The organism is Bacillus sp. FSL R5-0603 (assembly GCF_038050295.1).
Taxonomy (GTDB): domain Bacteria; phylum Bacillota; class Bacilli; order Bacillales; family Bacillaceae; genus Bacillus; species Bacillus subtilis.
The window spans coordinates 240728-253659 of the sequence record NZ_JBBOYP010000001.1 but is presented as its reverse complement, the minus strand read 5'-3'; the positions used below and the strand labels follow the sequence as shown (position 1 = coordinate 253659).

Sequence of the window (12932 nt, the reverse complement as noted above, 5' to 3'; positions counted from 1 at the left end):
GTGAACAAGAGAGATCAGCTGACTTCAACCCGTATGGATGTCACACTGTCGCCATTGCATTTCCCTTTTTCAATCGGGCAGGAAGAAAACGCGACAATTAAATCCATCTCCGCCCTGAGCCTTACATAATCTCCAGCATTCGAAAGCGGCGTTTCCACAGACAGATTCCCTTTCTCATCAAGGACAGTATTCATAAAAATCGCAAATGGGTAATGCATGTGAGGCTTCGGTACGCCAAACTGCTCAAGCGCACGGTTCATATTGTCATAGCACGTATCCTGAAACTCATCCTTTTGCTTCCCATATAAGAGCCTGTTCATATCAGGACGGCAGGCGGGCAGCAGCAGATCATGCTTGCCGACCGTATCTTCAATCAGGGTTAACATCGGCTTATACAGGTTGGAGTAGAGATGGTCGTTGACCTTCACATGAATGGAGTGATTGGCATCTATCGTCGCTCCCTGATCAAGGTGTTCATAAAAATCCTTGGCATGGTATGCGACAAAATCAGCCACCTGCTGCCCTTCTACATCAACCACCTTTAAAATCTGCCCCTTTTTCAGCTTCAGCCCAAGCCCTTTTTTCGGCTCCACAATATATTGCTGTGTCATTGGTTTGCTCCTTTTTTCATTAGTATGAGCGTCCGCTTCCTTCTCCATGTAAAAAGAGGCAAAAATCCGATGTATATAAGCTTCGGACAGATCACAATCTAACCTTAGATAAAAGGGGTTGAATAAATAATGAGCCAAACAAAAAAAGACCAGCCAAAAGGGAATCTGGCTTGGTGGCAGCTGTCACTGATCGGAGTCGGCTGCACGATTGGAACAGGCTTCTTTCTCGGTTCCAGCATCGCAATTGTAAAAAGCGGTTTTTCCGTTCTCCTTTCATTTCTGATCGCAGGAATCGGTACGTATTTTGTCTTTGAACAGCTCGCCAAGCTGTCGGCGAAGCAGCCGGAAAAAGGTTCGTTTTGTGCGTATGCCCGAAAAGCATTCGGCAAATGGGCAGGCTTCAGCAACGGCTGGGTGTACTGGTCATCAGAAATGCTGATTACCGGAAGCCAGCTGACAGCCATTTCGCTATTTACGAAGCATTGGTTTCCTCAAGTGCCGCTTTGGGTGTTTGCCTCAATCTACGCGGTACTGGGGCTCCTTATTATTTTCACCGGCCTGTCCGTCTTTGAAAAAACAGAAAACGTGCTGGCAGTCATTAAAACAGCTGCTATTTTTATGTTTATTGTCATTGCCATCCTGGCATTATGCGGTATCCTGTCCGGAGGAAATCATGGCATACATGTTCCAAATAAGACGAGAGAGTTTTTCCCATACGGCGCCATGGGGCTGTGGACAGGTTTAATCTACGCGTTTTACGCTTTTGGCGGAATTGAGGTCATGGGGCTGATGGCGGTTCACTTAAAAAAACCTGAGGAAGCATCTAAATCAGGGAAACTGATGCTGGCGACGCTGGCGATTATTTATATCATTTCAATCGGGCTTGCTTTGCTTTTGGTTCCGTTACACGCGTTTACTGAACAGGACAGCCCGTTCATTACATCATTAAAAGGATATAACCTTGAGATCATCCTTGATATATTTAACGGGATTTTCATCATTGCCGGGTTCTCGACCCTTGTCGCTTCGCTTTTTGCCGTTACGACATTGCTTTGTACAATGGCCGATGACGGCGACGCGCCGAAATGCTTTACTCTAAAGGAAGGCAAAAAAATATGCTGGCCGGCACTTGGGCTGACGTTTGCGGGGCTTGTCCTCTCCATTATTCTGTCGTTAGTGCTGCCTAAAAACATTTATGAGCATATGACAACAGCTGCGGGGCTTATGCTTTTATACACTTGGCTGTTTATCCTGTTCTCCAGCAAAAAGCTGACTGATCCCGAGGGCATGGGAAAAACGCAAATTTATTTAGCGATGGTTCTGATTGCTGCGGCTGTGTCCGGTACATTGTTTGAAAAATCAAGCCGGCCCGGTTTTTTCGTCAGCATAGGTTTTCTCGTGATCATCGCCATCGTTACCTTGATCTATCAAAAAAAGCAGGGTCATAAAGATCGCCCTGCCAGTCCTTGATTTATTTCATTTTGTTGAACATGTTCTTTAAATAAGAAAACGGGCACTTCGATACCTGTTTTTCGTCATCACGGAGGAAATACTGCTTCCATTCACGATTATCCTTTCCTCCGTACCAGCCTAATTGCGAGTGAATCGGAGCCTGATCATAGGCCTCTAAACGAGATCGGATCAGCCTGCTCATGTTACGGCCAAATGCAGTTGATCCATTTAGGTCCTCAAAAACCCACCTTGGCTGAAACGTGATCATAAAAAAAGGAAAGCTCCGGCTTCTTCTTGCCTCGTGCCCCGGTGTAGCGCACAGAATGAAATACGGCTCGCCGTCAAAACAAAACTCCCATTTATAATGCTCAGGATCGGCCGGAATGTCTTCCGGCCATTCTTTTTCGTCTTGATGACTCAATCTATTTAAAAAGCGCCAAAACAGCTCTTCATACGCTTCAATCGAATAATGCTCCGCCAAATCTTCCGGTGTATCAAACAACACAACGAGGGATGCGTATTTTCCCGTGTCCCGCGATATCTTGCCGTACTCCGCAAGCAACGGAGCCAGTTCCTCCGCTGTACGGTTTTCCCGCGGATCTCCGGCAAAAGCAATCCGAAGCTGATCAGTCAGAAACGCCTGGCGTCCGGGAATGCACGGAAACGTATCCGCGTCGTCCGCCAGAGTTTCTGCCAGCAGCTCAAAAGCGATTCTTTGCCATTCAGGAAGCTCTTCCTGAATACGTTCCAGAAAACTTTTGGTGTAAATCCCATTCACCATTGATCCACCTCCAGTATCATCTGGATACTATATTAAAACTGGAAGCGGCAGGTGACTGTCCTTCATGAATCAGCCCAATAACTGTTTGATGCCCTGATAACCAAAGTAAAAGCCAAACACGAGGAGGGATACACCGGCGATTCCGGTCAATCCTCTCAATAGCTTTTCATGAAGCAGGTTTCTGAACGTACTGGCTGTGATAGCCATGCAGAAATCCCAGATTAAAATGCCGATCATGATGCCGGAGCTATAGATTAGAAGCTGATTCATATTGTAGGCCTCAGCTGTTTTCGCAAGAATGCTTCCGTAAATTCCAAGCCAAAAAAGGATGCTCAATGGGTTTGACAATGAAATGAGAAAACCCGATGCGAATGTTTTCCTGTATGACGGTTTCCCCCGCGAGCTTCGCACATCCATTGGTTCTCTGACGTTTTTCAGCGTTTCAATTCCGGTATAGGTCAGGACAAAAAAGCCGAACAGCCACAAAAACGTTTTCACAAATGGAGCGGTCAAGAACTGCGACAGCCCGAAATAGATAAAAAGCATGTACAGCCCATCCGCTGTCATGGCGCCTAAACCGAAAATCCATGCATGCCAAAAACCGTTTTTAATTCCTTTGTCTATTTGCGCCGCATTCACTGGCCCCACAGGCGCAGACAAGGACAGTCCCAGCACAATATAGCTCAAAAAAATGTTCACCGGCCCGTACTCCCTTCTCTTATGTAACTTGTACAATTTATTCGGGAACGGGCCAAGCTATGCACAAATTCACTTACTGTTTCAGACGTTCAAGCTCTTCCTCCATAATATCGGCTGCTTTGCCTACAAAACTGAAAATGAGTTCCAGCTCCTCTTCCGTATATTCGCGGCACAAATCCATCGTCGACTCAGACAGAGGACGGAACAAATCCTTTATATGTTTTTTCGAAGCAGTCAAAGGGATGATTACGACTCTCCTGCGATCGTTCGGGTCCTTTTCACGAGCCACATACCCCGCTTTTTCCAGCCGGTCAACAAGCGCCGTGACTGAACCCGTGCTGAGGCCGGTTTTTTTTCCCAGCTCTCCGGCCGTCATCGGCCCTGCTTCATTTAAAATGTCAGCTGATTTCAAATCGGTGGGAAACAGACCGAGAGCTTGAGCGGCTGCCTGATGAAACAGGACCGTTCTTGTGCCCAGTTTTCGAAAAAGCTGAACAGCAGTCTTTTCCAACTCACTTCTGGAATTTCTTGTTGACAACTGACAGTCCTCCCTATAAAATCGAGTTTATCTTGATAATCGAGATATTCAACAATCAAACTATTATCATGATATCAGAACTTACATAGAAAAGTAAGAGGAGGTAGAACAAATGGACACAACAACAGCAAAACAGGCTTCCACCAAATTTGTGGTCCTCGGTCTCCTGCTGGGCATCTTGATGTCTGCAATGGACAATACGATTGTTGCCACCGCGATGGGCAATATCGTAGCCGATCTTGGAAGCTTCGATAAATTTGCCTGGGTGACGGCATCCTATATGGTGGCGGTTATGGCTGGCATGCCGATTTACGGCAAGCTTTCCGATATGTACGGCCGAAAACGTTTTTTCCTGTTTGGACTTATTTTTTTCTTAATCGGTTCTGCTTTATGCGGGATTGCCCAGACGATGAATCAGCTGATCATCTTCCGGGCCATTCAAGGGATCGGAGGCGGCGCGCTCCTGCCGATTGCCTTTACCATTATCTTTGATTTGTTTCCGCCGGAAAAACGCGGAAAAATGTCCGGCATGTTCGGTGCTGTATTTGGATTATCCAGTGTTCTTGGTCCGCTCTTAGGCGCGATCATTACAGATTCGGTCAGCTGGCACTGGGTGTTTTACATCAATGTGCCGATCGGCGCATTGTCATTGTTTTTCATTATTCGCTACTACAAAGAATCTCTGGAGCACAGAAAGCAGAAAATAGACTGGGGCGGCGCGATTACCTTAGTCGTATCCATTGTATGCCTGATGTTCGCCCTTGAGCTTGGCGGCAAAACATACGATTGGAACTCCATTCAGATCATTGGGCTGTTTATTGTATTCGCCGTTTTCTTCATTGCCTTTTTTATTGTGGAGAGAAAAGCGGAGGAGCCGATTATTTCTTTCTGGATGTTTAAGAACCGCTTGTTTGCCACAGCACAGATTCTCGCTTTTCTGTATGGCGGAACATTTATTATTTTAGCGGTATTTATTCCGATTTTCGTTCAGGCGGTCTACGGCAGCTCGGCGACAAGCGCGGGCTTCATTCTGACGCCGATGATGATTGGATCAGTCATCGGAAGCATGATCGGCGGGATCTTCCAAACGAAGGCAAGTTTCCGCAATTTGATGCTGATATCTGTTATAGCTTTCTTTATCGGCATGCTGCTTCTTTCCAATATGACGCCTGACACAGCACGTGTATGGCTGACAGTCTTTATGATGATTTCAGGTTTTGGTGTAGGCTTTAACTTCTCCCTGCTGCCGGCGGCATCGATGAATGATCTTGAACCTCGCTTTCGGGGAACGGCAAACTCTACAAATTCATTTTTGCGATCATTTGGCATGACCTTAGGCGTCACCATTTTCGGAACGGTGCAAACAAACGTATTCACGAACAAGCTGACCGACGCCTTCAGCGGTATGAAAGGCTCAGCGGGATCAGGCGCTGCGCAAAATATTGGCGACCCGCAGGAGATATTCCAAGCGGGAACACGTTCCCAGATTCCTGATGCGATCCTGAATCGCATTATTGACGCGATGTCATCAAGTATCACGTATGTCTTTTTGCTCGCTTTGATTCCAATTGTCCTCGCGGCGGTTACCATTTTATTTATGGGAAAAGCCAGAGTGAAAACAACAGCCGAAATGACAAAGAAAGCAAATTAACATAAAAAAGCAGTACATGCTGGGCATGTACTGCTTTTTTCTATTACACTCCTAATCTTGCAAGAATGAACGTCCATATACAAATGATCAATAACAGAATCAGGCTGTACGCCACTGTCCTTTTAAACAGTTTAGATTCCTTGCCTGTTTGGCCGACCGCTGCGGCAGCGATGGCGATAGATTGAGGAGAAACAAGTTTCGCCATGACACCGCCCGCCGTATTTGCGGCTAACAGCAAGTCTGAACCCGCACCGATTTGCGCTCCGGTGACAACCTGCAAATGGCCGAACAAAGCGTTATTGCTGACAACAGAACCTGTGATGAACACGCCAATCCAGCCAAGAACAGGACTGACAAACGGGAACAGGTCTCCTGTGTTCGCCAATGCTAACCCAATTGAAGAGCTGAGCCCTGCGAAGTTGGCCAGATTGGCAAAACCCATCACGAAGCAGATCGTCATAATCGGCACCCACAGCTCTTTTCCTGTCTCCTTCAGGGAAGCAAAGGCATCCCGGGAGGAGAACTTTTTGCTGAACAGCCCTGTCACGATGACCGCCGCTAAAATCGCTGTACCAGTCGCTGACAGCAGATCAACTTTAAAGACTGCATCTAACGGCATGGCAGATGGCGCGATCGGTGGCATTTTCATAATTTGCTGATGCAGAAAAGGCATTTTGAACAGGAGCGTTGATTGATATAACAGTCCGCCTTCTTGGAAAAGCGCTTTGAAGGCAGGAAGGCTCCAGATGGTGATCGCCGCAGTTAAAATGTAGAAAGGAGACCACGCTTTCGCAATATCAGCGGCACGGTATGCCTTTTTCTCACCAGCATCGCCGGCCCCTTCCTCGCGGTAAATCTCTTTCGGCTGCCATTTGCGGAGGAAGAGGGCAAGCCCGCCCATGCTGAATAAGGCCGCCAAAATGTTTGCTAATTCCGGCCCGAGCACCGCCATTGTCAGTGTCTGAACCGCTGTATACCCACCGCTCACAACCAGAAGAGCGGGCCATGTCTGTTTGATTCCTTTCATTCGGTCTAATAAGAATACAAGCAGGAAAGGTATGAAAAATGAGATCATCGGCAGTGTCCACATTAATGTCCGTGACAGCTCAAGAGCAGACAAATCACCAATCTGCGCCCCTGTGATGACAGGAATCCCGATCGCCCCAAAGGCTCCGGAGGCGGCGTTTGCAATCAAGCAGAGCGCTGCCGCTTTTAACGGTTTAAAACCAAGTTCGACGAGCAGCGCCGCACTAATCGCAATCGGAACACCAAAACCGGCCGCGCCTTCTAAAAACGCGTTAAAACAAAAACCAATTAATAATAGCTGTAATCGTTGGTCAGGCGAAATGCCGGCAATGCTGGACCGAATAATGGTAAATTTCCCGGTTTTCACTGCGATTTTATACAGCCACACCGCCATCAGGACGATGTAGCCAATAGGCCACAGCCCGCTCCCAATTCCTAACAAAACAGAAGAAATCGCTTTTTCAACCGGCATATGAAATGCCAAAACGGAGACGAAGAAACTGACGGCTAGGGTAAGAAATGCCGCAAGAATGCCTTTCATTTTCAAAACAGTTAAAGCCAAAAGAAAAAAGAGAATCGGAGTGAGCGCCACAAGTGCGCTCACATACTCGTTTCCAAACGGATCATACAACTGCTCCCACATTGACAATCAGCCCTTTACTCTAAAGTTGCGGTTAGTTGACTTTTTGTTCTGCAAAATGAGGTTTTAAAATGTTTTTAAGGACGCCGGCGCTGTGAAGGAACTGTTCTTTTTCTTTCTCATTTAAGTTCAGCTCAGTGATACCTGCGATCCCTCCGCGGTTCACGACAGCCGGTACACCGATGTACACGTCATCTGCACCGTATTGCCCGTCCAAATATGTGCTGACAGTTAATATGCTGTTTTCATTATGAAGAATGGCTTTTGTAATGCGAGCAAGACTCATCGCAACCCCATAATAAGTCGCTCCTTTTTTCTCAATGATATGGTAAGCTGCGTTTTTCACATCATCTACAATTTGGTCCAGCTCCTCTTGTTTGTACGCATCGTTTTTCTCAACGAGTTCACTGACCGGCACACCGCCGACATTCGCGCGGCTCCAAACAGGAAGCTCTGTGTCGCCGTGCTCTCCGATAATATGCGCGTGCACGTTTTGAGGCGCTGCGCCAAAGTATTCGCTCAGCATGAAACGGAATCTCGCAGAATCTAGTGTTGTGCCGCTTCCGATCACCCGCTCTTTTGGCAGGCCGCTGAATTTCCATGTTGCGTAAGTCAGGATATCAACCGGATTTGTCGCGATTAAGAAAATGCCGTCAAATCCGCTCGCCATGACTTCACTGACGATGCCTTTGAAAATCTTCAAGTTCTTTTCTACTAATTCAAGGCGTGTCTCACCAGGTTTTTGGTTTGCTCCGGCGCAAATGCAGACAATATCAGCATCCTTGCAGTCTTCATATGTTCCGTAAGATGTTTTGACCGGTTGTGGCGCAAACGCCTTTCCGTGGTTTAAATCCATCACATCGCCCATTGCTTTTTCTTTATTTACATCAATGACCACAAGCTCATCTGTGATCCCTTGGTTAATTAACGCAAATGCATAACTGCTTCCAACAAAACCCGCTCCGATTAAAGCTACTTTATTTACATGTTTGTTCATCATTAATCATCCTTCCAGGGTATGTTTCTCTTTGATGTCTTTTTATTTGTGAAGTATTTCACATTTATATTGTGCAATACTTCACAAACTTTTGCAAGAGAAAAGTTTTGTCTGATTTATGAACAAAAAAGAAACCATCATAGATGGTTTCTTTCGGTAAGTCCCGTCTAGCATTGCCCTCAATGAGGAAGAGAACCGCTTAAACCCGAGTCATTATATAAACCATTTTGCACGTAATCAAAGCCAGGCTGATTCTGACCGGGCACTTGGGCGCTGCCATTATTAAAAATCACTTTGGCGTTGGTTGTATCCGTGTCCGCAGGCAGCGTCAGCGTGTAAATTCCATCTGCATTTTTAGTCATTGGTTTTCCAGGCCAAGATCCGGTCAATTCAATTGCCCGGCCCCCATCATGTTTATAGATATAAGCATTTACCTGGCTCCAATGATTCGGATTTTGATAGCCGATGGTTTTGGCCGAAGCTGGATCTCTTTTAACAAAGCTGTATTCCTCGGCCCTCGTTACACCATCACTGTTCGTTCCTTTTAACATGATGGTGTATGTTTTGCCAAATGGATCTCCTTTTCCGATTGTGAATTGATCTCCATCCTTAAACGCTGTCTCTGGTCCATTATTGATTTGATAAACGGCTTTTGTTGTATTCGCATCTGCACGCAGGGTAATCGTCAGTTGATCATTGAAAGAATGTGTTACACCTGTTTTGTAATTCTCAAGGAAAACATGAGGCGCTTTTGCAATATCATCAGGATAAAGCACAGCCACAGATCTGGCATTGATCGTGCCTGTCAGTTTACCATCATTCACTTGAAATGAACCCGCCCCAGCTTTATTATCATACCTGCCATTAGGCAATTTTGTTGGCGTATTGATAGAAACAGAGGAAGAACCTGCATTTGCCAGCACAACGCCATGTGAGCCGCGCTGATTCATAAATATCTGGTTGTTTCCATTCGGGTTCGAGAGTTCCTCAGGCTGTCCAGCCATCACATTGTGAAATCTATTGACCGCAGTGATAGCCTGATCTTCAAATAAAGCACTCCCGCGATCGCCTATTTGGCTTTTCCCCGGGAATCTCACACCATTTCCGCCTCCCTCAGGTCTGGAAAAGAAAAGAGGCGTACTGCCTGAACGAGAAGCTATCACCGCCCAGCCTAAACGGATATCATCATCGCTCATCCATGTCGACTCTTCATCATCATTGGCATACGTATCATGCGATTCTACCCATGTCACTAGCTTGTCCGCAGACACATCTGATGCATAGTGGGAGATATTCGACACGCCCAGATTACGATTCTTTAAAGCGGACCTTATGGAATGCCCATAGTTAGACGCTGTCACATTCATATAATTCGCATATGCAGCATCTCTGGAGGCACTATCCTGCAGGATTTCTCCGTATTGGAACTCTGCAGATGTATTTGTGATATTCGGCCAAAATTGACTGCCGTAACTCCCATCATCCGGAAGCTCTATATGTTTGGCGGCATCAAATCGAAAACCGTCTGCCCCGTCATTCAATGCTCTTTCTAAGAACCGTTTCAAATAGGACTGTACTTGTGTATTTTGTGTATTCCAGTCATACAGCCCGAGCAATGAATTCTGCGTGACATCCCATCGATCAGACCAGTTTTTAATTTGTGTGTTTCCATGTGTCCAGTTTGGAATACTCTTAATCTCATTGGAAATCGCGGCATAGTCACTGGTGGTATGATTGATGACCGCGTCAACAATGACCTTTATGCCATATTCTTCAGCGGCTGCACACATTTCTTTAAATTCTTGTTCAGTTCCTAAGTAACGGTTGCCAATTTGGTACGATGTCGGCTGATACAGCCAGTACCAGTTCGACATGCTTTTATCTCCTTGATTCCCTTCCTTGACTTGGTTAATCGGAGATGTCTGAATGGCTGTATATCCTGCATCATGAATATCCTTCATATTATGTTTTAACGTATTGAACGACCAATTCCATGCATGAAGAATGGTTCCGCTTTTGATCGACGGTGCTGTCAGCTCATTCGATTTGTTCGCCGTTTCAGCACTCGCAGCCGCCGGTCCTGCCAGAACCAAATGAAACAGCAATAAAAATCCAGCGAATAACGGCAGTAAAGAGGTTTTGAATCGTTTTGCAAACATTCTTGACACTCCTTATTTGATTTTTTGAAGAATTACTTCGGAGTCAAAAATCCCTCTTACTTCATTCTTCCGCTTCCTCCTTTCAAACTGATGTGAAGACTGGAGAATTTTGTTAACGCTTACATTTTAAATTATCACAATCACTCTATCAAAACAACTTGGCAGTGAATACAAATCAATGTTCCTATAAAAAAGCTGACCGAAACTGTGAATGCTTCCCTCGCTTTCCAAACAAAAAAGAAACCATCTATTTTTCAAGATGATTTCTTTTTTATTTCTTCTTTTACCGATCTTCTGTAAGCCAGCTTCACAATCACATACCGAAGCAGAAACAGAACGCCGCCGCAGACGATAAAAAGAAGAATCATTTTCAGCCAAGCGAAGAATGTATGGGGAATCCCCCTGTCGTACATCGTAAGCACCACTACCGCAAAGGCGACCGCAATTGATTCTATTCGCTGCTGCTTCACCCGTTTTTGCAGTTCTTCTTTGGTGTCTATTCTCGGCATGAGCATTCCGGATGCCGCAGCCCTGATGCAGTAATATAAGATAATGATGAACAAAAACACGAGGCTTGCAGCCCATTCTTTAAACGGAAATGCAAACATAATGCCGCGGATGATCACATCAAGCAGCGCAAATGCTCCCGCTATCATCCCAATCTCCGACCAGATTTTTTGTTCTTTCTCTTTTACTCTCTTATTTTTCCCATTCACGCCTGAAAGTCTATTACGCAGATTATTCATGACCTTCCTCCCGCACTTTTACGAATGGCTTATGGCTTACATGTTACAATAACAGCCTGCGCTTCTGCAATGAATAACTCAAAAGCCCGCCGTACAAGCCGGCGGGCAGCAATCGTTAAAACGGCCCCCAATTGATCATGACGCCGATCACGATAAAGACAAGCCCGATCAAGAACCAAATCAGAGCAAGCGGCACCATAAACCGCAGCCACTTGACATACGGAATACCGCTGGCGGCAAGCACCGCCATGAGAACGCCGGATGTCGGGTTCACACAGTTGACGACCCCTTCTCCAAGCATAACCGCCTCAACCGCAACCTGTCTCGTGATTCCCATCAAATCAGCGAGCGGCGCCAGGATTGGAATAAATACAACGGCTTCGCCAGAACCTGAAGAGATGAGAAAATGAAGCAGCGCACTGGCGATATACATGCCGATTGCCCCGGCAATCGGGCAAAATCCATCCAAAAGTGAAGCCAAAGCATTGACGACAGTATCGAGAAGCTTTCCATTTTCAAGGATAACGGAAATGCTTCGTGCCATCCCGACAATCAGCGCCCCGTATACAAGACTTTGGCAGCCCGTAATGAAGGTTTTGGCAATATCGTTCGCCGCAAGCCCGCCTATTAAACCGGCAAGGACAGAAATAAAAATAAATGTCGCAGCCATTTGGGAATCTGACCAGCCAAGCTTCAAAGCGCCGTATAAAAAGCCGACAAGTGAGAGTCCCGCCACAGCCAAAATCAGCTTATGGCGAACGGTAAACGGCACTGACTGATCTTCTTCTTTACCGGCTTCGCCCATTCCTGCCGCAGGGAACCAATCTGTTCCTAACACACTGGCATCTTTTGATTTTTTTAATTTTCTCGTATACAAATAGATATAAATAATAGAAGACAGCAAAAAACATATGTATATCACAACTCGCAGGCCGATTCCTGAGAAAAGAGGGAGTTCCGCGATTGATTGTGATAAACCGAGCGGTGATGGTGATAATATGGTGGAGTTAAATCCAGCGTAGCAGCCGATGTAAATAACAGCGGCTCCTGCGACTGCGTCCCATTTTAAGGATCGTGCCACAATGAGGCCGATGGGGATAAAACCGATAACTGAATTCACGACAATCCCGGTTGTTCCGAGAATGGAGAACAATGCGCCGACAATACAAATAAATAATAATTGCTTTGTGCGGAATTTGCTGATGACATTGTAAATCAGGCCATTGATGGCACCCGTTTTTTCTAGAATAGCAATGGTGCCGCCTGTGAATAAGATCAGAAAGATGATGGGTGCTGATCCAACCATTCCATCCTGTAGAGAAGTAAAAAAGCTGATCAAGCTGACCGGAGACTGTTCAATTGAATGATAGCTTCCCGGAACAGCGGTCGTGACATCCCCCTTTGTCACGCGGTCAAATTCACCCGCCGGCACAATATATGAAGCGATTGCGCAAATGAAAGCAATCATAAATAAGAGGACATAGGCGTCAGGCATTTTAAATGTCATACGTTTTTTCTTAGGCTGTGTTTCGGCTGCTGGCATACTCATATTTCGATCCATCCCCTCTGTTTGAAAATATTCATTATTCTGAATAGTAGCAATATGTGCTATATTATATACAGCCTATCTAC

General features: G+C 45.9%; 10 protein-coding genes and 1 pseudogene. 2 read left to right on the top strand and 9 right to left on the bottom strand.

The window, feature by feature from the left end; all coding sequences use genetic code 11:
• Window positions 1–14: 14 nt before the first annotated feature.
• A complete protein-coding gene (locus NYE56_RS01285; protein WP_003246345.1) occupies window positions 15–611 on the bottom strand; it encodes a DUF1989 domain-containing protein in 597 nt (198 codons plus the stop codon).
• A 129-nt stretch (window positions 612–740) separates the two neighbouring features.
• Here NYE56_RS01285 and NYE56_RS01280 point away from each other — a divergent pair, with 129 nt between their 5' ends.
• A complete protein-coding gene (locus tag NYE56_RS01280) occupies window positions 741–2081 on the top strand; it encodes an amino acid permease (RefSeq protein WP_335451341.1) in 1341 nt (446 codons plus the stop codon).
• Window position 2082: 1 nt separating this feature from the next.
• On the opposite strand, the gene NYE56_RS01275 is transcribed toward NYE56_RS01280, so the two are convergent.
• The 3 genes from NYE56_RS01275 to NYE56_RS01265 all read right to left on the bottom strand — a co-directional run bounded on the left by NYE56_RS01275 (window position 2083) and on the right by NYE56_RS01265 (window position 4081).
• Complete coding sequence (locus NYE56_RS01275) at window positions 2083–2844, bottom strand: YqcI/YcgG family protein (RefSeq protein ID WP_123373951.1); 762 nt, start codon at window positions 2842–2844, stop codon at window positions 2083–2085.
• A 69-nt stretch (window positions 2845–2913) separates the two neighbouring features.
• Window positions 2914–3543, bottom strand: coding sequence for a LysE family translocator (locus NYE56_RS01270; RefSeq protein ID WP_003246469.1), 630 nt, complete (start codon window positions 3541–3543; stop codon window positions 2914–2916).
• A gap of 73 nt (window positions 3544–3616) precedes the next feature.
• A complete protein-coding gene (locus NYE56_RS01265) occupies window positions 3617–4081 on the bottom strand; it encodes a MarR family transcriptional regulator (protein ID WP_268555835.1) in 465 nt (154 codons plus the stop codon).
• Between the two features lie 112 nt (window positions 4082–4193).
• Between NYE56_RS01265 and bmr3 the strand changes: the two genes are divergently transcribed.
• A complete protein-coding gene (gene bmr3, locus NYE56_RS01260; RefSeq protein ID WP_268555834.1) occupies window positions 4194–5732 on the top strand; it encodes a multidrug efflux MFS transporter Bmr3 in 1539 nt (512 codons plus the stop codon).
• A 43-nt stretch (window positions 5733–5775) separates the two neighbouring features.
• Here the strand turns inward: bmr3 and NYE56_RS01255 are convergent, their stop codons facing one another.
• From NYE56_RS01255 to NYE56_RS01235, 5 genes and pseudogenes are all read right to left on the bottom strand, one after another.
• Window positions 5776–7401 (bottom strand): L-lactate permease, encoded by a 1626-nt coding sequence (locus NYE56_RS01255; protein ID WP_341283347.1) that lies wholly within the window; start codon window positions 7399–7401, stop codon window positions 5776–5778.
• Window positions 7402–7432: 31 nt separating this feature from the next.
• A complete protein-coding gene (locus NYE56_RS01250) occupies window positions 7433–8398 on the bottom strand; it encodes an L-lactate dehydrogenase (RefSeq protein ID WP_047182046.1) in 966 nt (321 codons plus the stop codon).
• A gap of 176 nt (window positions 8399–8574) precedes the next feature.
• Complete coding sequence (gene amyE / locus NYE56_RS01245; protein ID WP_326210721.1) at window positions 8575–10554, bottom strand: alpha-amylase; 1980 nt, start codon at window positions 10552–10554, stop codon at window positions 8575–8577.
• A 140-nt stretch (window positions 10555–10694) separates the two neighbouring features.
• Window positions 10695–11300: pseudogene (locus NYE56_RS01240) on the bottom strand (DUF6773 family protein).
• A 115-nt stretch (window positions 11301–11415) separates the two neighbouring features.
• Window positions 11416–12849 carry a YfcC family protein gene (locus tag NYE56_RS01235; protein WP_341283346.1) on the bottom strand — a complete coding sequence of 478 codons (1434 nt, stop codon included), beginning with the start codon at window positions 12847–12849 and terminating at the stop codon, window positions 11416–11418.
• Between the last annotated feature and the right edge of the window lie 83 nt (window positions 12850–12932).

Excerpts from the sequence above, each read along its gene's own strand:
- NYE56_RS01285 (WP_003246345.1), bottom strand. The coding sequence starts at position 611 with ATGACACAGCAATATATTGTGGAGCCGAAAAAAGGGCTTGGGCTGAAG.
- NYE56_RS01280 (WP_335451341.1), top strand. The coding sequence starts at position 741 with ATGAGCCAAACAAAAAAAGACCAGCCAAAAGGGAATCTGGCTTGGTGG.
- NYE56_RS01275 (WP_123373951.1), bottom strand. The coding sequence starts at position 2,844 with ATGGTGAATGGGATTTACACCAAAAGTTTTCTGGAACGTATTCAGGAA.
- bmr3 (WP_268555834.1), top strand. The coding sequence starts at position 4,194 with ATGGACACAACAACAGCAAAACAGGCTTCCACCAAATTTGTGGTCCTC.
- NYE56_RS01255 (WP_341283347.1), bottom strand. The coding sequence starts at position 7,401 with ATGTGGGAGCAGTTGTATGATCCGTTTGGAAACGAGTATGTGAGCGCA.
- NYE56_RS01250 (WP_047182046.1), bottom strand. The coding sequence starts at position 8,398 with ATGATGAACAAACATGTAAATAAAGTAGCTTTAATCGGAGCGGGTTTT.
- amyE (WP_326210721.1), bottom strand. The coding sequence starts at position 10,554 with ATGTTTGCAAAACGATTCAAAACCTCTTTACTGCCGTTATTCGCTGGA.
- NYE56_RS01235 (WP_341283346.1), bottom strand. The coding sequence starts at position 12,849 with ATGAGTATGCCAGCAGCCGAAACACAGCCTAAGAAAAAACGTATGACA.